This window comes from Prauserella flavalba, assembly GCF_003202235.1.
Classification (GTDB): Bacteria; Actinomycetota; Actinomycetes; order Mycobacteriales; family Pseudonocardiaceae; genus Prauserella_A; species Prauserella_A flavalba.
Window position 1 is genome coordinate 213,490 of the sequence record NZ_MASU01000005.1, and the last position, 16,873, is coordinate 230,362.

Sequence of the window (16,873 nt, forward strand, 5' to 3'; positions counted from 1 at the left end):
TCACGCCTGCCAGTCGCGCAGCACGGCGTCGTTGTCCGTACCGGGCTTCGGCGGCGGGGAAGGCTGGTCCGGCACCGTGCGCGAGAACCGCGGCGCGGGTTTCGGCTGCACGATGCCGTCGATCTCGGTGAGCGTCCCGCGCGCGGCGAGATGCGGGTGGCCTGCGACCTCGTCGGGCGTGAGCACGGGCGTCACGCACGCGTCGGTGTCGGCGAACACCTTCGCCCATTCGTCCCGCGTGCGGCTGGAGAACAGCTGCGTGAACCGCGCGCGCAGCACCGGCCAGCCGGAGCGGTCCATCTGCTCGGGCAGCTCCGCCGGGTCGAGGCCCAGCCCCTCGAGCAGCGCCGCGTAGAACTGCTTCTCGAGCGCCCCGACCGCGATGTAGCGGCCGTCGGCGCACACGTACGTGTCGTAGAACGGCGCCGTGCCGTCGAGCAGGTTGCTCGCGCGCTCGTCGCTCCAGATGCCGATGCCGCGCATCGCCCACACCATCTGCGCCAGCACGCTCGCGCCGTCGACCATCGCGGCGTCCACAACCTGGCCCTCGCCGGAGCGCTCCCGCTCCCACAGCGCCGACAGCACACCGGTGAGCAGGAACATCGACCCGCCACCGAAGTCGCCGACCAGGTTCAGCGGCGGCACCGGCGGCTCGTCGTGTCGCCCGATCGTGTGCAGGATGCCGGTGAGGCTGATGTAGTTGATGTCGTGCCCGGCCCGCTGCGCGAGCGGCCCGTCCTGGCCCCAGCCGGTCATGCGGCCGTAGACCAGGCGCGGGTTCACGGCGTGGCAGTCGGCGGGGCCGATACCGAGCCGCTCGGCCACGCCCGGGCGGAAGCCCTCGATGAGCACGTCGGCCTTCGCGGCCAGCCGCAGCACGAGCTCGCGGCCCTCGGCGGTCTTGAGGTCCGCGGCCACCGAGCGGCGGCCCCGCATCAGATGGTCGGGCTTGCCGCCGGCGAGGTCGAGCGAACCGGAGGGCCGTTCGACCCGCACCACGTCGGCGCCGAGATCGGCGAGGATCATCGCCGCATGCGGGGCGGGCCCGATGCCCGCCATCTCGACGACCTTCAGCCCGCTCAGCGGTCCAGCCACGATGTCCTCCACCTCGCTCGGTTCCTGCGCGTCGTGCCACCGTAGAGGGTTCGCACCCGGAAGGTCGACGAAGGCGCATGCCGCCGCCGGGGGAACCGCGCGGGGCGCTACAGGCGCTCGATGATCGTGGCGTTGGCCATGCCGCCGCCCTCGCACATAGTCTGCAGCCCGTACCGGCCGCCGCTCGCCTCGAGCTGGCCGAGAAGCGTGCCGAGCAGCCTCGTGCCCGACGCGCCGAGCGGGTGGCCGAGCGCGATCGCACCGCCGCGCGGGTTGAGCCGCTCCGGGTCGGCGTTCAGCTCGTGCTGCCACAGCAGCGGCACCGGGGCGAACGCCTCGTTCACCTCGTAGGCGTCGATGTCGTCGAGGGCGAGCCCGGAGCGGGCGAGGATCTTCTGCGTGGCCGGGACGACACCGGTGAGCATCAGCAACGGGTCGCTGCCGGTGACGGCGAAGCTGTGGAACCGCGCCCTCGGCGTCAGGCCGAGCGCGTTCGCCTTCTCCTCACTCATGATCAGCGCGGCGGACGCGCCGTCGGTGAGCGGCGACGAGTTGCCCGGCGTGATGCGCCAGGCGATCTCGGGGAAGCGCTCGGCGAGCCGCTCGTCGTAGAACGACGGTTTGAGGCCGGACAGGCCCTCGACGGTGGTGTTCGCCCGCACGGTCTCGTCGGTGCTCACCGTGCGCTCGGTGCCGTCCTCGCCGGTGACCGTGACGGGCAGGATCTCGCGGTCGAACCCGCCAGCCGCCGCGGTGGCGGCCGCCCTGGCGTGCGAGCGCGCGGAGAACTCGTCCAGCGCGGCGCGGTCGAGCTTCCAGCGGCCCGCGATGATCTCGGCCGACACGCCCTGGCCGACGAGCCCCTCGGGATAGCGCGCGGCGACGGCGGGGCCGAAGGGATCCTTGCCCGCGACCGGGGAGCCCATCGGCACCCGGCTCATGGACTCGACACCGCAGGCGATCACGACGTCGTAGGCCCCCGCGATCACGCCCTGCGCGGCGAAGTGGGCGGACTGCTGGCTCGACCCGCACTGCCGGTCGACGGTCGTGGCGGGCACCGACTCGGGGAAACCCGCGCCCAGCACGGCGTTGCGGGTGATGTTGACGGCCTGCTCGCCCGCCTGCCCGACGCAGCCGCCGATGACGTCGTCCACGAGCGCCGCGTCGAGGTCGTTGCGGTCGAGCAGCCCGCGCAGCACGCGCGAGAGCAGGTCGGCCGGGTGCACACCGGACAGCTGGCCACCGGGTTTGCCCTTGCCGGAGGGAGTGCGAACGACGTCGACGATTACCGCGGTGGTCATGGGGCGTCCTTTCCCGGCGTCTCCACTGGCGCCTGCAACGCATTAACGATCGATAGCTAAAACCCCCGTTGTCAAGGCTGAAGCCGCCCCCTGCCACGTGGGCGAGATGTACGTCACGCCCGTAATATCTATCGTTCGTTAAGTGGCTAGTCTGCTGCTCGACCGGAGTCGGCGGAGGGAGCCGCGAGCGATGCTGCGAACCAGGTTCTGCGAGGTGTTCGGGGTCGAGCACCCGATCGTGCAAGGCGGCATGCAATGGGTCGGCAGGGCGGAACTGGTGTCGGCGGTCGCCAACGCGGGCGCGCTGGGCTTCCTCACCGCGCTGACCCAGCCGACGCCGGAGGATCTCGCCAAGGAGATCGCGCGCTGCCGGGAGCTGACCGACAGGCCGTTCGGGGTGAACCTGACGATCCTGCCCTCGATCAACCCGCCGCCGTACGCCGAGTACCGCGACGTGATCGTGGAGTCCGGCGTGTCCGTGGTGGAGACGGCGGGCTTCAACCCGGCCGAGCACCTGCCCGCGTTCCAGGGCGCCGGGGTCAAGGTGCTGCACAAGTGCACGAGCGTCCGCCACGCCGTCAAGGCGCAGGAACTCGGCGTGGACGGCATCTCCATCGACGGCTTCGAGTGCGCGGGTCACCCGGGTGAGGACGACATCCCCGGGCTCGTCCTCATTCCCGCGGCTGCCGACAGGATCACCATCCCGATGATCGCCTCCGGCGGCTTCGGTGACGCCCGCGGGCTCGTCGCGGCGCTGGCGCTGGGCGCCGACGGCATCAACATGGGCACGCGGTTCGTCGCCACCCGGGAGTCGCAGGTCCACGACAACGTCAAGCAGCGCATGGTGGAGGCGACCGAGCGCGACACCGACCTGATCTTCCGGCCGCTGCGCAACACCGCTCGCGTGGCGCGCAACGCCGTCAGCCAGGAGGTGGTGAAGATCCTCGACGCCGGTGGCACGTTCGAGGACGTGCGCGACCTCGTGGCGGGCGTGCGCGGGCGCACGGTGCTGGAGACCGGCGACCTCGACCTGGGAATCTGGACGGCGGGCATGGTGCAGGGCATCATCCGCGACATCCCGACCGTCGCGGAGCTGGTGACGCGGATCGTCACCGAGGCACGGGAACTCATCTCCGGCCGGCTGGCCGGGGTGCTGAACTGAACACCGAAAGGGGTCACATGGACATCACCGGTGCTGTCGCTGTCGTGACGGGAGGCGCCTCGGGCCTCGGCCTGGCGACGGTGAAGGAGCTGCACGGCAGGGGCGCCAAGGTGGTCATCCTCGACCTGCCGTCCTCGGACGGCGAGTCGGTGGCGAAGGAACTGGGCGACGGGGCCGTGTTCGCCCCCGGCGACGTCACCAGTGAGTCCGACGTCGCCGCCGCGCTGGACGCCGCGCAGAACCTCGGCACGCTGCGCATCGCGGTCAACTGCGCCGGCATCGGCAACGCGATCAAGACCGTCGGCAAGAAGGGCGCGTTCCCGCTCGCGGACTTCACCAAGGTCATCAACGTCAACCTCATCGGCACGTTCAACGTGATCCGGCTGGCCGCGGAGCGGATGTCGCAGGTGGACCCGGCAGGCGAGGAGCGCGGCGTCATCGTCAACACCGCCTCGGTCGCCGCGTTCGAGGGCCAGGTCGGCCAGGCCGCCTACTCCGCGTCGAAGGGCGGCATCGTCGGCATGACCCTGCCCATCGCGCGGGACCTCGCGAGCCTCAAGGTCCGCGTGGTCACCATCGCGCCCGGCCTGTTCCACACGCCGCTGTTCGCCTCGCTGCCGGAGGACGCGATCGCGTCGCTCGGCGCGCAGGTGCCGCACCCGTCGCGGCTCGGCGACCCCGCGGAGTACGCGGCTCTCGCCCGGCACATCGTGGAGAACCCCATGCTCAACGGCGAGACCATCCGGCTGGACGGCGCCATCCGCATGGCCCCGCGCTGAGAAGGGGACGAGGCTCGTGCGCGCGCAGCAGGTGACCGAACTGACCGGGCCGTCCGGCCTGCGCCTGGCCGAGACCGCCGAACCCGGTGGCGGCGACGCGGTGGTCGTGGACCTGGCCGCGGCCGGGGTCGCGTTCCCGGACCTGTTGCTTGCCAAGGGTTTGTACCAGGTCCGCCGCGAGCCCCCGTTCGTGCTCGGCATGGAGGGGGCCGGAACGGTCCGCAGCGCGCCGGAGGGCAGCGGTTTCGGGCCCGGCCAGCGCGTCGTGGTGGTCGACATGGGCGGCACCTGGCAGGAGGTGGTGGCCGCCGACCCGGGCAACGTGCTGCCGCTGCCGGACGGCGTGCCCTTCGAGCTGGGCGCCGCGCTGCCCCTCAACTACCTCACGGTGTGGTTCGCGCTGCGCCGCAGGGCCAGGGCACAGGCGGGGGAGACCGTGCTCGTACACGGCGCCGCCGGCGGGGTCGGCGTGGCCGCACTCGACATCTGCCGTGCGCTGGGCATGCCGACCATCGCCGTGGTCAGCGACGACCGCAAGGCCGCCGTCGCCGAGCAGGCCGGGGCCGAGCGCGTGGTGCTCGTCGACGGCTGGCGCGAGGCGGTGCGTGAGCACACCGGGGGCAGGGGCGTGGACGTGGTGGTCGACCCGGTGGGCGGCGACCGGTTCACCGACAGCCTGCGCAGCCTCGCGCCCGAGGGCAGGGTGGTGGTGCTCGGCTTCACCGGCGGGGAGATCCCGACCGTCAAGGTCAACCGGCTGCTGCTGGGCAACACGGCCGTGGTGGGCGCCGCGTGGGGCGAGTTCCTCCGGCAGAACCCCGCTTACCTGCGCGAGCAGTGGGACGAGCTGGCCCCGCTGCTGGCCGAGGGCAGGCTCACGCCGCTGTGGCCCTCGGTGCGCCCGCTCGAGGAGGCCGCGGACGCGCTGCGTGAGCTGGAGGACCGGTCCGCGACGGGCAAGCTGGTGCTGCGGCTGCGCTGAGCACCGGCCGCCCGAGGGCGCGTGTGTATCGTTCACGGTGTCGCTGGGACACGGCTCGATGGGTGGGAGATGGCACGAAGGAATGGCGCCGCGGCCGTGAAGCACACCGAGCCCGCGCAACGCGCCGACTGGCGGCACTTCGAGCCGCTGGAGCTGACCCCCATCCTCGCCGCCGCGCTGGAAGCCTTCTACGAGCACGGCTTTCACGGCACCACGGTGCGCGACATCGCCCGCAGGGTGGGCCAGACCGTGCCGTCGCTGTACTACCACCACGAGAACAAGGAAGGCGTCTTCGCGACCCTGCTCGAGATGGGCACCGGCGACGTCGCGTGGCGGGCCGAGGCCGCGGCCGCCGAGGCGGGCGAGCGCGCCGACCTGCGGTTCGCCTACGTCGTCGAGGCCGTGGTGCTCTACATGACCCACCGGGTGCGGCTCGCGGCGCTCGACCCCGAGCTGCGCCACCTCTCCCCGCCGAAGCGCAAGCGCTACGCGGCGCGGCGCAAGGAGGTGGAGAACCTCATGGCGGGCATCGTCGAGGACGGTGTGCGGCAGGGCGTGTTCACGGCCGAGCTGCCCGCCGAGACCGCGCGCGCCGTGCTCGGGATGTGCCAGTCGATCGGCCGCTGGTACCAGCCGAGCGGCCCGCTGGCCCCCGAGGAGCTGGCCGGCCGCTACGTCGACATCGCCCTGATGGCCGTCGGCGTGCGCAAACGCCCGCAGCCCAAGGGGCCGCAGGGTCGCAGGGCCAGGGTCCGCGCGTAACGGCGCGACGTCACGTCTCCGGTTCGCGGTCCTGCCGGGCGTCCTCGGTCTGGTCGGGCTCCTCGGCCTCCACCCCGAAACCGGGCGCGGGCTCCGGCCCGCCCCGCCCGGGATCGGCGGCGGCGATGTCGTCGTCCGGGTCGGGATGCGCTTCGAAGGGCGTGGTCGTCATGCCGGGCGGGTACCCGGAGGGGGAGACCGCAACCGGACCCGGGAAGGCGACATGACCGAGCCGACTGCCAGACCGCTCGCCGTGGTGACCGGAGCCTCGACCGGCATCGGGCGCGAACTCGCCCGCTGCCTCGCCGAGGACGGCCACGACCTGCTGCTGGCCGCTGAGAACCCCGAGCTCGCCGACGCCGCGCGGGAGGTGGGTTCGCCGTCGTCGGCCGTCGAGACCGTGCGCGCGGACCTCGCCACCGCCGGCGGCGTCGAGGAGCTCGCCCGGCGCGTGCGCGAGAAGGGCCGTCCCGTGGACGTGCTCGCGATCAACGCGGGCGTCGGCGTGAGCGGCGCGTTCGCGGAGGCGGAGACATCGCTGGAGGACCAGCTGCGCGTGGTGGACCTCAACGTCCGCTCCGCCGTGCACCTCGCCAAGCTGCTGGTGCCGGACATGGCCGCGCGCCGCCGCGGCCGGATCCTGTTCACGTCGTCGATCGCGGCGACCATGCCCGGCCCGTTCCAGGCCGTCTACGGCGCGTCGAAGGCGTTCCTGCAGTCGTTCTCGCAGGCACTGCGCGAGGAGCTGAAGGAGACCGGCGTGACCGTCACGGCCGTGCTGCCGGGGCCCACCGCGACCGAGTTCTTCGCCCGCGCCCGCATGCTCGACACGAGGATCGGCGCCGGGCCGAAGGACGACGCGGGCGAGGTGGCCCGGCAGGCGTACGCGGCGCTGAAGGCGGGCCGCGACTCCGTCGTCGCCGGGTCGGTCCGCAACCGCGTGCAGGCCGCGGTCGCCCGGCTCACCCCCGAGCGGTTCCTCGCCGCCGCCCACCGCCGCATGGCCGAGCCGGGCACGGCCCGCCGCTGACGTCAGGCCGGGAGCCCCCGCCCCGGAGCGGGGGACTCGCGGTCAGAGGCCGCCGCGGGCGACGAGCTGGGACACGATCACGTTGCGCTGGATCTCGTTGGTGCCCTCGCCGACGATCATCAGCGGGGCGTCGCGGAAGTAGCGCTCGACGTCGAACTCGGTGGAGTAGCCGTAGCCGCCGTGCACGCGCACCGCGTTGAGCGCCACCTCCATCGCGACCTCGGAGCAGAACAGCTTCGCCATCCCCGCCTCCAGGTCGGCCCGCTCGCCCGAGTCGTACCGCGCCGCCGCGTGCAGCAGCAGCCTGCGGGCCGCGGTGAGCTTGGTGCCCATGTCGGCGAGGTAGTTGCCCACCGACTCGTGCTTCCAGATCGGCTTACCGAACGCCTCCCGCTCCTGGGCGTAGCGCAGCGCGTCGTCGAAAGCGGCCCTCGCGACACCGGTCGCGCGCGCCGCCACCTGGATCCGGCCGATCTCCAGCCCGCGCATCATCTGCCCGAACCCGGCGCCCTCGGCGCCGCCGAGCAGCGCGTCGGCGGGCACCCGGCAGTCGGTGAAGGACAGCTCGCAGCTCTCGACGCCCTTGTAGCCCAGCTTGGGCAGATCCCGCGACACCTCGAAGCCGGGCACCTTCTCCACCAGCAGGATGCTGATGCCCTTGTGCGCGGGCGTGGCCGACGGGTCCGTCTTGCACAGCAGGGCCACCAGCCCGGAACGGCGGGCGTTGGAGATCCACGTCTTCGACCCGTTGATCACGTAACCCTGCTCGTCACGGACGGCCACCGTGCGCATCGCCTGCAGGTCCGAGCCGCCGCCCGGCTCGGTGAGCGCCATCGTGGCCCGCAGCTCGCCGGTCGCCATGCGCGGCAGGTACTTCTGTTTCTGCTCCTCGGTGCCGTAGTCGAGCAGCAGTTTCGACACCACCGTGTGCCCGCCCATCGCCCCGGCGAGGCTCATCCAGCCGCGGGCCAGCTCCTCGGTGACCAGCGCGTAGCACGGCGTGGACACGCGCACGTCGCCGTAGGGCTCGGGGATCGCCAGCCCGTAGATGCCCAGGTGCTTCATCTGCTCGATGAGCTTCTCCGGGTACGTGTTCTCGTGCTCCAGTTCCCTCACGACCGGGCGGACCTCGCGGTCGACGAAATCGCGCACCGTCTCGACGATCGCCCGCTCGTCGGCGTCCAGCTCGTCCATGGTCAGCCCTCCGATCCCGCGAACCGCACCTGTGCCGTGGCGTGCCTCGGCTCCGCGGCGCTGGCGACGGCCAGCTCCGCGCCGTCGCCCTCCGGCCGTCCCGTCACCACGATCCGGTCGCCCGCGAACACGGGCCGCCGCAGGCGGAAGCTCACCGACTCGACCCGGCGACCGGTGTTGCGTCGCACCAGCTCCAGCATCAGCAGCACCAGCAGCGGGCCGTGCACCACGAGCCCGGGGTAGCCCTCCACCCCGGTGGCGTAGGGAAGGTCGTAGTGGATGCGGTGTGCGTTGGCGGTCAGCGCGCTGAACCGGAACAGCACCGCGGGGTCGGTCACCGGCACGATCCGCCACGGCGCCCCGTCCTCGGGCGGTGCCTCGGACACGGTGGTGAACGAGCGCCGCGCGTCGTCGCCGCTGCGGTAGACGTAGTCCAGTTCCTCGGTGACCCGTGCCTCGCCCCGCTGCCGGTACTCGGAGCGCACGGTCACGAACGCCATCTCCCCGGTGCGGCCCTCCTTCACGACGCAGTTGTCCAGTGTGGACACTCGCTCCACCTCGGCCCCGGTCTCCAGCGGGCGTGCGACGGTGAGCCTGCCGCCCGCGAACATGCGGCGCCGGTCGGGGATCGGCGGCAGGAAGTGACCCGCGAGGGGGTGCCCGTCCTCGCCGAGGTCGCTCTGCGGCGGCCACTCCAGCAGGTGCAGCCAGTGCCACAGCGGGGGCAGGTCCTCGCCCGCGCCCGCGGCGACGGGCTGGTCGAGCACGGCCGACAGCGCCGCGACCGGCCCGGCGTCGACGACGCCGGTCTCCGTGCGCGGCCGCGGCCGCCAGTCCCGCAGGTACGTCTCGAGCGAATCAGTCATGGGGTTCTCCGATCACGCCCCGCGCGCGCAGGCCGTCGAGCCTCGCGGGGGACAGTCCGAGCAGCTCGCCGAGCACCTGGTCGGTGTGCTCGCCGAGCCGGGGGGCGGGGGTCGCCGGGGTCTGCTCGCCACCGAACACCACGGGCAGGCCCGGGGCGAGGTAGCTGCCGATGCCCGGCTGGGTGAGTGTGTTCATCAGTGGGTGGGTCTTCAGCGTCCCGTCGTCGTCGCGGGCCACGTCGGCGAAGGTGCGGTAGCGCGACCACAGCGCCGAGGTGGCGCCGAGCGCGGCCTCCGCCTGCTCGCACGTGCGCTCGGCGAACCAGGGCGAGAGCAGCCCGCCGATGAGCTCGCGATGCCGGTAGCGGTCGGCACCGTGCGTGAAGTCGGCACCGAGCCGCTCCTCCAGCGCGCCGAGCGGGGCCGCCGTGCCCGTCATGTCCAGCAGGTCCCTCCAGTGCCGGTTCGTCAGTACCAGCACCATGATCCGCTCCCCGTCCCGCGTCGGGAAATCGCGCCCGAAGTCGCCGTAGACGTGGTTGCCGATGCGGGGCCTCGGCGATGACGACAGCTGAGCCTCGGCGAGGTAGCCGAGGTTGCCGGCCGTCGCCAGCGCGACGTCCTGCAGCGACACGGTGAGCTGCTCGCCGCGGCCCGTGCGGGCCCGCCTGCGTTCGGCGGCCAGCAGGCCCACGGCGAGGTAGAGGCCCGTGGCGACGTCCCACGCCGGGAGCACGTGGTTCACCGGCCCCGCGTGGTCCTCGGGGCCGGTCACGCACGCGAAGCCCGTCGCCGCGTTGACGGTGTAGTCGACGGCGGTGCCGCCGTCCCGCCTGCCCAGCAGGTGCACGTGGATCAGGTCGGGACGGCGCGCGCTCAGCTCCTCGTAGGTGAGGCCGGGCCGGGGGCGGGCGTTCGTCAGCACGATCCCGCCCTCCGGCCCGCTCGACTCCACGAGGTCGCCCACCAGCTCGGCCCCCTCGGCCGAGCGGAGGTCCACGGTCACCGACCGCTTGCCCTGGTTCAGCCCCGCCCAGTACAGGCTTCCGCCGCCGGGGGCGAGCGGCCAGCGGTGCCGGTCGGGACCGCCGCCGACGGGGTCGACCCTGATCACGTCGGCACCCAGCTGGGCCAGTGTCATGCCGCCGAGCGGGGAGGCGACGAAGCTGGACAGCTCGAGGACGCGCAGACCCTCCAGCGGAGCGGTCACGCCGCGCTCCACGCGAGCAGCGACCGCGCTCCCGTGCCCGTGCCCATCCGCTCGAACGCCTCGCCCACCTCGCCGGGTCCGATCCGGTGCGTCACCAGCGTGGCGAGGTCGAGGTTGCCCAGCTCGACCTGCGCGGCCAGCAGCGGGACGTCCCGCGCGGGATCGGAGGCGCCGTAGATGGAGCTGGTGAGCGTCCGGGAGAAGTGGAACAGCTCCAGCGGGTTGAACGTCACCTCAGCGTCCCGGCCGCCGACGCCGACGATCGTGCACCGCCCGCCCCGGCGCACCGAGCCCCACGCCGAACGGATGGTCGCGGGCGCACCCACGCAGTCGAAGGCGTGGTCGGCGCCCCGGCCACCGGTCAGCGCGCGGACGCGCTTGGCGAGCTTCGGCTCGCTGAGCACGAAGTGCGTCGCACCGGCGGCCAGTGCCAGCTCCTCCTTGCCGGGGGAGACGTCCACCGCGATGATCGGCCCCGCCCCGGCCAGCTTCGCGCCCAGCACGGCCGAGAGGCCGACTCCGCCGAGCCCGATCACGAGCACCGACTCGCCGCTGCGCACGCCCGCCGTGTTGCGCACGGCACCGAAGCCGGTGAGCACCGCGCAGCCGAGCAGGGACGCGAGGTCGAGCGGAACGCCGTCCGGCAGCGGCACCACGGCGTGGGCGGGCAGCACCACCTCCTCGGCGAACGCGCCGACACCCATGCACGCGTGCACCTCGGTGCCGTCGGCCAGCCGTCCACTGGGGACACTCGTGACACCCTCGACCGCGCTGCACAGCCAGGGTTCGCCCTGCAGGCAGTACCAGCACGTGCGGCACGCGGCCGCCCAGTTGAGGACGACGCGGTCACCGGGGCCCACCCCGGTGACCGCGTCGCCGGTCTCGGCGATCGTGCCCGACGCCTCGTGGCCCAGCACGAGCGGGAACGCCGGCGTGAGCGTTCCGTTGATCATGGACAGGTCGGAGTGGCACACGCCCGCCGCGGCGATGCGCACCCGCACGTCGCCGGGCCCGAGCGTGCGCGGTTCGAGGTCGGCCACCCGGGGCGGTCGCCCGGGTGCGTCGACGATGACGGCTTTGACCACGAGGGCCCTCCCTAGAGCTGGATGGACTTGACTTCGAGGTACTCGTCGAGGCCCTGCCGTCCCATCTCCCTGCCGATGCCGGACTGCTTGTAGCCGCCGAACGGCGCGAGCGGGTTGTACGCGCCGCCGTTGACGTCGATCTGGCCCGTGCGCACCTGGCGCGCGAAGGCGAGGGCGCGGTCGCTGTCGGCCGACCACACCGCGCCGTGCAGGCCGTAGCGGGAGTTGTTGGCGATGCGCAGCGCGTCGTCGGTGTCGCGGAACGGGATCACCGAGAGCACCGGGCCGAAGATCTCCTCCTGCGCGATGGTCGAGTCGGGGTCGACGTCGGCGAACACCGTGGGGGAGACGTAGTAGCCGCGGTCGAACCCGGCCGGGGTGTCCGCGCCGCCGGTGACGAGGCGGGCGCCCTCCTCGAGGCCCTTGGCGATGAAGCCGCGGACCCGTTCGCGCTGTGCGGCCGACACGAGCGGGCCGAGCTTGGTCTTCGGGTCCAGCGGGTCGCCTGGCGCGAACCCGGCGGCGAACTCGCCCGCCAGCTCGGCGGCCTCGGCGTGCCGCTCGGCGGGCACCAGCAGGCGGGTCCACGCCGTGCAGGTCTGGCCACCGTTGAGGAAGGCGTTGGCCACGCCGACCTTGACCGCCGTCGTGAGGTCGGCGTCGTCGAGCACGACGTTGGCCGACTTTCCGCCCAGCTCCAGGGTGACCTTCTTGATCGTCCGCGCACCCAGCTCGGCGACGCGCGAGCCCGCCCGTACCGAGCCGGTGAACGACACGTGGTCCACCTCGGGGTGCGTCGCGAGCGCCTCGCCGACGACGGGACCGCGCCCGTGGACGAGGTTCACCACCCCGGCGGGCAGGCCGGCCTCGTGGATCGCCTCGAACAGCGCGATCGCCGACAAGGGGGCGACCTCGCTGGGCTTGATCACCACGGTGCAGCCCGCGGCGAGCGCGGGGGCGAGCTTGCAGGTGATCTGGTGCAGCGGGTAGTTCCACGGCGTGATCGCGGCGACCACGCCGATCGGCTCCTTCACCACCAGGGTGTTGCCGATCTTCTCCTCGGGCTCGTCCCGGGTGAGCAGGTCGACGTAGCTGGAGACGTCGGTCAGCGGCAGCGCGGCCTGGATGCGCGAGGCGATGCGCATGGGCGTGCCGACGTCGGTGGCGATGAGCTCGGCGATCTCGTCCTGACGCTTGGCGAGACCGTCGTGCAGCTTCCGCAGGTACTCCGCGCGCTCCGCCCGTGACGTCGCCGCCCAGCCGGGGAAGGCGCGCCGGGCCGCGCGGACCGCCCTGTCGACGTCCTCGGCGGTGCCGTCCGGCACCTGGCCGATCGTCTCCTCGGTCGCGGGGTTCTCCACGGCGATCGCCGCGCTACCTGCGGCGACCCACTCACCGTCGAGGTAGAGGTCGCTTCGATGACTCACTGGATCTCCTTCGATCGCGGTACGTCGCCATCTTGACTGCATTCTATAGAATGTGCAAGATGAGCCGGTCCCTGTAATCCACATCACGGAATGGCCCGCCGGTTCCGACGGCGGTGGCCTCGGTGGCCCCGCGGGCGCATCCACGGTGTCCATGCGAAAGGGAAATACGTGACCAGGTCAAGTCCCGGCGACGGGTTGGCGGACGGCCTCATGATGGACGAGCAGCTCCTGCTCAGCGGCCTGCTCTGGCGCACGGAGCGGCTGTTCCACGACAAGAAGATCATCACCAGGCTCGGGCCCGGCGAGTACCACAGCTACACCTACGCCGACTACGCCAAGCGGGTGCGCAAGCTGGCCGGCGCGCTCACCGAGTTCGGCGTGCGGCCCGGGGAGCGCGTCGGCACCATCGCGTGGAACCACTACCGGCACTTCGAGACCTACTTCGGCGTGCCCGGCATCGGCGCGGTGCTGCACACGATCAACATGCGGCTCTTCCCGGAGCAGCAGGCGTACCTGATCAACCACGCCGAGGACTCCGTCCTCATCATCGACGAGGACCAGATCCCCGTCGTCGAGCAGCTCGTGGACATGGGCATCCCGACGGTGCGCGCGTTCATCGTCATGGGTGACGGTCCGCTGCCCGAGACGTCACTCGATCCGGTGTACCGCTACGAGGACGTCCTCGCGCGCGGCAGCGAGGACTTCGAGTTCCCCGAGTTCGACGAGCACACCGCGTCGGCGATGTGCTACACGTCGGCGACCACGGGCGACCCCAAGGGCGTGCTCTACAGCCACCGCGCGATGGTGCTGCAGGCGATGTGCCTCGCCATGCACGACAAGCTCAACATGAGCGAGAGCCAGGTCTGGCTCGAGGTCGCGCCGATGTTCCACTGCAATGGCTGGAACATCCCGCACACCGCGCTGCTGCAGGGCGCCACGCTCGTGCTGCCCGGCATCCACCCCTCCGACGGCGACTACGTCGAGATGGTGGCCGACCTCGGCGTCACCGGCATGAACGGCGCCGTCACCATCGGCACGATGATGCGCGACTTCGTCCGCGCCTCCGACCGGCAGTGGGACCTGTCGTCGCTCAAGACCATGTGGCTGGGCGGCCAGGCGCCGTCACGGGCGATCACGGAGTGGTGGGAGCAGACCTACGGCACCCACGTCGTGCAGGGCTACGGCATGACCGAGTGCACGCCGCAGATCTGCTTCAACTTCACCAAGAGCACGCTCGCCGACCAGGGCGAGGAGGCCGTCTACGCGCTGCGGCAGAAGGGCGGCCAGCCCATCCCGCTCATGAAGATCAAGGTGCTCGGCGAAGAGGGACAGGAGCTGCCCTGGGACGGCACGAGCGTCGGGGACTTCTGGGTGCGCTCGCCGTTCACCGCGAGCGAGTACTACCACGACGAGCGGACCAAGGAGAACATGGTCGGCGGCTGGTTCCGCACCGGCGACGTCGGCGCGATCGACGAGCACGGCTACGTGATCATCAAGGACCGCTCGAAGGACCTCATCAAGTCCGGCGGCGAGTGGATCTCCTCGATCGACCTGGAGAACGCCCTCATGGCGCACCCGAAGGTGCGTGAGGCGACGGTGGTGTCGGTGCCACACGAGAAGTGGCTGGAGCGCCCGCTCGCGTGCGTCGTGCCCAGCGACGACTCGATCACCGAGGAGGAGCTGCGCGAGTACCTGATGGGCAGCTTCGCGAAGTGGTGGATCCCCGACGCGTTCCTGTTCGTCTCGCAGGTGCCGAAGACGAGCGTCGGCAAGTACAACAAGAAGGAGATCCGCGCCATCTACGGCGCGGGCGGCGCGGACGAGGTGCGCGCCCGGTTCGGCCTCACCGTGGCCTGACGAACCTCGAAGACCCGATGAAGTGTCTATTTTGGAGGAACAAGGAACGATGACGGACGCGGACAAGCTCAAGGTCACCATTCTCCCCACCGGCACCATGCACGCCGATCTCACGTGGCTGCTCATCGACCCCGGCCGGATGGCCACCGCGGGGCAGAAGGAGAAGCTCAAGGACTGGGTCCCCGTGCCCACCCACGTCGTCTACATCGAGCACCCCGACGGCAAGAAACTGCTGTGGGACGCCGGGGTGCCGCGCGACTGGGAGCAGCGCTGGGGGCCGACCGGGCTCGACCAGTTCTTCCCCGTCGACGAGGTCACCGAGGACATGTGGCTCGACTCGCGCCTGACCCAGCTGGGCCTGGAGCCGGGCGACATCGACTACCTGCTGCTGTCCCACCTGCACATGGACCACGCCGCGAACGCGCAGCTGTGGCGCGACACCGGCACGAAGATCATCGTGGACGAGGCCGAGAAGGAGGGCGCGTTCAGCTTCGACGGCTACAACAAGGGCGCCCACATCAAGTCCGACTACGACGGCCTCGAACTCGACACCATCAACGCCGATACCGAGATCCTGCCGGGCGTGACGCTGTTGCGGACGCCGGGCCACACCTGGGGCACGCTGACCCTGAAGGTGGACCTCGCCGACTCCGGCACGATGCTGTTCACGTCGGACTCGCTGTACCTCAAGGAGAGCTACGGCCCGCCGCCGATCGCGGCGGGCATCGTCTACGACACCGTCGCCTGGTTCGAGTCGGTGGAGAAGATCCGGCAGATCGAGCAGCAGACCGGCGCGACCGTCGTGTTCGGACACAGCGCGGACCAGATCACCCAGCTCAAGACCGGGCCCGGCAACTACTACACGTGAGGAGGGGCCGATGCCGCTGTTCGACTACCGCTGTGACTGCGGGGCCCGGTTCGAGAAGCTCGTGCGCAGCTGGCGCGACGCGGACCAGGCGTGCCCGGCGTGCGGCCGCGACAGCCACCGGCTGCCCGGCCGGGTGGCGCTGACCGGGGGAGCCCGGCCGCCCGCCGGTCCGGACCAGGCGCCGACGTCCTGGGAGGGCACCGGCCGGGGCGACCGGGAGTACGTCGCCGCGTGGCGGCGTACCCTCGACCGGCGCGAGCGGCTCGCGGAGAAGTACCCGGAGCTGTCGACGAAACGGGACGCGATCGCCGCGCACGAGGGCGTGTTCGAAAAGGCGCCCCTGACCTACAAGGAGCTGGCCCAGCGCTCGGCGTCGTCCGGCGACGCGAACCAGGGGGCGGCGGAGGCCGGTCAGGCCAGGAAGGCGCCCTCTAGAATATAGAAATGGCGCGACTCGCGGGTGACGAGACGATGGACGGACAGGGCGGGCGGCCCGCCACGGCCGGTGCAACGCCGGCGCGGCGCGCCAGCTTCGGCGGCAAGCAGCAGCTGAGCGAGCGGGTCGCCGCCTATGTCCGTGAAGGCATCATGGTCGGGCAGTTCCCCGCGGGGGAGTTCGTGCGCACCGAGCACCTCGCCGAGGAGCTGGGGGTGAGCCAGACGCCCGTGCGCGAGGCGCTGATGATCCTGCACAGCGAGGGGTCGGTGCGCTGGGAGCCCCGGCGGGGCTACCGGGTCGTGCCGATCACCGGCCGCGACGTGCGTGACCTGTTCGACGTGCAGGCCTACATCGCGGGCGAGCTCGCGGGCCGCGCGGCCACGCGGCTCGACGAGGCCGAGCTGGACCGGCTCGACGAGATCCAGAGCCGCCTCGCCGAGGCCGAGCGGGCGAGCGACACCGAGCTCGTCGACAGCCTCAACCACGAGATCCACCGCACCATCAACAAGGTCTCCGGCTCGCTGCGGATGGCCTCGCTGCTGAACCTCACGGTGAGCTACGTTCCGCTGCGCTTCTTCGGCAAGATCGAGGGCTGGGCGTCGGCCTCGGCGCACGACCACTCCGCGGTCTTCGCGGCGCTGCGCGCCCGGGACGCCGACGCCGCCCGCGCGGCGATGGCCGAGCACATCCGGCACATCGGCGAACTGCTCGTGGACCACCTCGCCCGCCAGGGCATCCTCAGCTGACCGCCGGGTTAGCGCAGGAGGGCAGGGGGCCCCTTTTGGCGACACCCTACAAAGCCGGGGCGCGGGGCGT

General features: G+C 71.9%; 17 protein-coding genes. 9 read left to right on the forward strand and 8 right to left on the reverse strand.

What is annotated here, in order from left to right; translation table 11 throughout:
* Together BA062_RS08350 and BA062_RS08355 are read right to left on the reverse strand one after the other, a co-directional pair.
* Entirely contained in the window at positions 1–1,095 is a 1,095-nt protein-coding gene (locus BA062_RS08350; RefSeq protein ID WP_110337101.1) for a CaiB/BaiF CoA transferase family protein, read from the reverse strand.
* 107 nt (positions 1,096–1,202) lie between these two features.
* Entirely contained in the window at positions 1,203–2,396 is a 1,194-nt protein-coding gene (locus BA062_RS08355) for a thiolase family protein (RefSeq protein ID WP_110335492.1), read from the reverse strand.
* Between the two features lie 190 nt (positions 2,397–2,586).
* Between BA062_RS08355 and BA062_RS08360 the strand changes: the two genes are divergently transcribed.
* From BA062_RS08360 to BA062_RS08375, 4 genes are all read left to right on the forward strand, one after another.
* The gene (locus BA062_RS08360; RefSeq protein WP_110335493.1) at positions 2,587–3,558 is read left to right on the forward strand and encodes an NAD(P)H-dependent flavin oxidoreductase; all 972 of its coding nucleotides are present in this window, start codon (positions 2,587–2,589) and stop codon (positions 3,556–3,558) included.
* Positions 3,559–3,575: 17 nt separating this feature from the next.
* Positions 3,576–4,337 (forward strand): 3-hydroxyacyl-CoA dehydrogenase, encoded by a 762-nt coding sequence (locus BA062_RS08365; RefSeq protein ID WP_110335494.1) that lies wholly within the window; start codon positions 3,576–3,578, stop codon positions 4,335–4,337.
* Positions 4,338–4,353: 16 nt separating this feature from the next.
* Positions 4,354–5,319, forward strand: a complete 966-nt coding sequence (locus BA062_RS08370; protein WP_110335495.1) for an NADPH:quinone oxidoreductase family protein — start codon at positions 4,354–4,356, stop codon at positions 5,317–5,319.
* Positions 5,320–5,388: 69 nt separating this feature from the next.
* Positions 5,389–6,081 carry a TetR/AcrR family transcriptional regulator gene (locus BA062_RS08375; RefSeq protein ID WP_110335496.1) on the forward strand — a complete coding sequence of 231 codons (693 nt, stop codon included), beginning with the start codon at positions 5,389–5,391 and terminating at the stop codon, positions 6,079–6,081.
* A gap of 10 nt (positions 6,082–6,091) precedes the next feature.
* Here BA062_RS08375 and BA062_RS39760 read toward each other — a convergent pair whose 3' ends face one another.
* Positions 6,092–6,253, reverse strand: coding sequence for a hypothetical protein (locus tag BA062_RS39760; protein WP_168213905.1), 162 nt, complete (start codon positions 6,251–6,253; stop codon positions 6,092–6,094).
* Positions 6,254–6,304: 51 nt separating this feature from the next.
* Between BA062_RS39760 and BA062_RS08380 the strand changes: the two genes are divergently transcribed.
* Positions 6,305–7,111 carry an SDR family NAD(P)-dependent oxidoreductase gene (locus BA062_RS08380; protein WP_110335497.1) on the forward strand — a complete coding sequence of 269 codons (807 nt, stop codon included), beginning with the start codon at positions 6,305–6,307 and terminating at the stop codon, positions 7,109–7,111.
* Positions 7,112–7,153: 42 nt separating this feature from the next.
* Here BA062_RS08380 and BA062_RS08385 read toward each other — a convergent pair whose 3' ends face one another.
* The 5 genes from BA062_RS08385 to BA062_RS08405 are packed head-to-tail and all read right to left on the reverse strand — an operon-like array spanning position 7,154 to position 12,935.
* Positions 7,154–8,305 carry an acyl-CoA dehydrogenase family protein gene (locus tag BA062_RS08385; protein WP_110335498.1) on the reverse strand — a complete coding sequence of 384 codons (1,152 nt, stop codon included), beginning with the start codon at positions 8,303–8,305 and terminating at the stop codon, positions 7,154–7,156.
* 2 nt (positions 8,306–8,307) lie between these two features.
* Positions 8,308–9,171, reverse strand: coding sequence for an HTD2 family dehydratase (locus BA062_RS08390; RefSeq protein ID WP_110335499.1), 864 nt, complete (start codon positions 9,169–9,171; stop codon positions 8,308–8,310).
* Positions 9,164–10,381 (reverse strand): CoA transferase, encoded by a 1,218-nt coding sequence (locus BA062_RS08395; protein WP_110337103.1) that lies wholly within the window; start codon positions 10,379–10,381, stop codon positions 9,164–9,166. The genes BA062_RS08390 and BA062_RS08395 overlap by 8 nt, the downstream gene beginning before the upstream one ends.
* On the reverse strand, positions 10,378–11,466 hold the full coding sequence (locus BA062_RS08400) for a Zn-dependent alcohol dehydrogenase (protein ID WP_110335500.1): 1,089 nt from the start codon (positions 11,464–11,466) through the stop codon (positions 10,378–10,380). The genes BA062_RS08395 and BA062_RS08400 overlap by 4 nt, the downstream gene beginning before the upstream one ends.
* An 11-nt stretch (positions 11,467–11,477) precedes the next feature.
* On the reverse strand, positions 11,478–12,935 hold the full coding sequence (locus BA062_RS08405) for an aldehyde dehydrogenase family protein (RefSeq protein WP_168213906.1): 1,458 nt from the start codon (positions 12,933–12,935) through the stop codon (positions 11,478–11,480).
* Between the two features lie 126 nt (positions 12,936–13,061).
* Between BA062_RS08405 and BA062_RS08410 the strand changes: the two genes are divergently transcribed.
* Genes BA062_RS08410 through BA062_RS08425 form a run of 4 tightly spaced genes read left to right on the forward strand, consistent with a single transcriptional unit; the run spans position 13,062 to position 16,803 of the window.
* The gene (locus BA062_RS08410; RefSeq protein WP_245959733.1) at positions 13,062–14,750 is read left to right on the forward strand and encodes a long-chain fatty acid--CoA ligase; all 1,689 of its coding nucleotides are present in this window, start codon (positions 13,062–13,064) and stop codon (positions 14,748–14,750) included.
* A 49-nt stretch (positions 14,751–14,799) separates the two neighbouring features.
* Entirely contained in the window at positions 14,800–15,618 is an 819-nt protein-coding gene (locus BA062_RS08415; RefSeq protein WP_110335502.1) for an N-acyl homoserine lactonase family protein, read from the forward strand.
* Positions 15,619–15,628: 10 nt separating this feature from the next.
* Positions 15,629–16,060 carry an FmdB family zinc ribbon protein gene (locus BA062_RS08420; protein ID WP_110335503.1) on the forward strand — a complete coding sequence of 144 codons (432 nt, stop codon included), beginning with the start codon at positions 15,629–15,631 and terminating at the stop codon, positions 16,058–16,060.
* 2 nt (positions 16,061–16,062) lie between these two features.
* A complete protein-coding gene (locus BA062_RS08425; protein WP_245959734.1) occupies positions 16,063–16,803 on the forward strand; it encodes a GntR family transcriptional regulator in 741 nt (246 codons plus the stop codon).
* Positions 16,804–16,873 lie beyond the last annotated feature (70 nt).

Bases quoted from the DNA above. Each gene is read 5' to 3' on its own strand.
- BA062_RS08415 (WP_110335502.1), top strand. From the start codon at position 14,800: ATGACGGACGCGGACAAGCTCAAGGTCACCATTCTCCCCACCGGCACC.
- BA062_RS08425 (WP_245959734.1), top strand. From the start codon at position 16,063: ATGGCGCGACTCGCGGGTGACGAGACGATGGACGGACAGGGCGGGCGG.
- BA062_RS08390 (WP_110335499.1), bottom strand. From the start codon at position 9,171: ATGACTGATTCGCTCGAGACGTACCTGCGGGACTGGCGGCCGCGGCCG.
- BA062_RS39760 (WP_168213905.1), bottom strand. From the start codon at position 6,253: ATGACGACCACGCCCTTCGAAGCGCATCCCGACCCGGACGACGACATC.
- BA062_RS08355 (WP_110335492.1), bottom strand. From the start codon at position 2,396: ATGACCACCGCGGTAATCGTCGACGTCGTTCGCACTCCCTCCGGCAAG.
- BA062_RS08385 (WP_110335498.1), bottom strand. From the start codon at position 8,305: ATGGACGAGCTGGACGCCGACGAGCGGGCGATCGTCGAGACGGTGCGC.
- BA062_RS08375 (WP_110335496.1), top strand. From the start codon at position 5,389: ATGGCACGAAGGAATGGCGCCGCGGCCGTGAAGCACACCGAGCCCGCG.
- BA062_RS08380 (WP_110335497.1), top strand. From the start codon at position 6,305: ATGACCGAGCCGACTGCCAGACCGCTCGCCGTGGTGACCGGAGCCTCG.
- BA062_RS08365 (WP_110335494.1), top strand. From the start codon at position 3,576: ATGGACATCACCGGTGCTGTCGCTGTCGTGACGGGAGGCGCCTCGGGC.
- BA062_RS08420 (WP_110335503.1), top strand. From the start codon at position 15,629: ATGCCGCTGTTCGACTACCGCTGTGACTGCGGGGCCCGGTTCGAGAAG.
- BA062_RS08405 (WP_168213906.1), bottom strand. From the start codon at position 12,935: ATGCAGTCAAGATGGCGACGTACCGCGATCGAAGGAGATCCAGTGAGT.
- BA062_RS08360 (WP_110335493.1), top strand. From the start codon at position 2,587: ATGCTGCGAACCAGGTTCTGCGAGGTGTTCGGGGTCGAGCACCCGATC.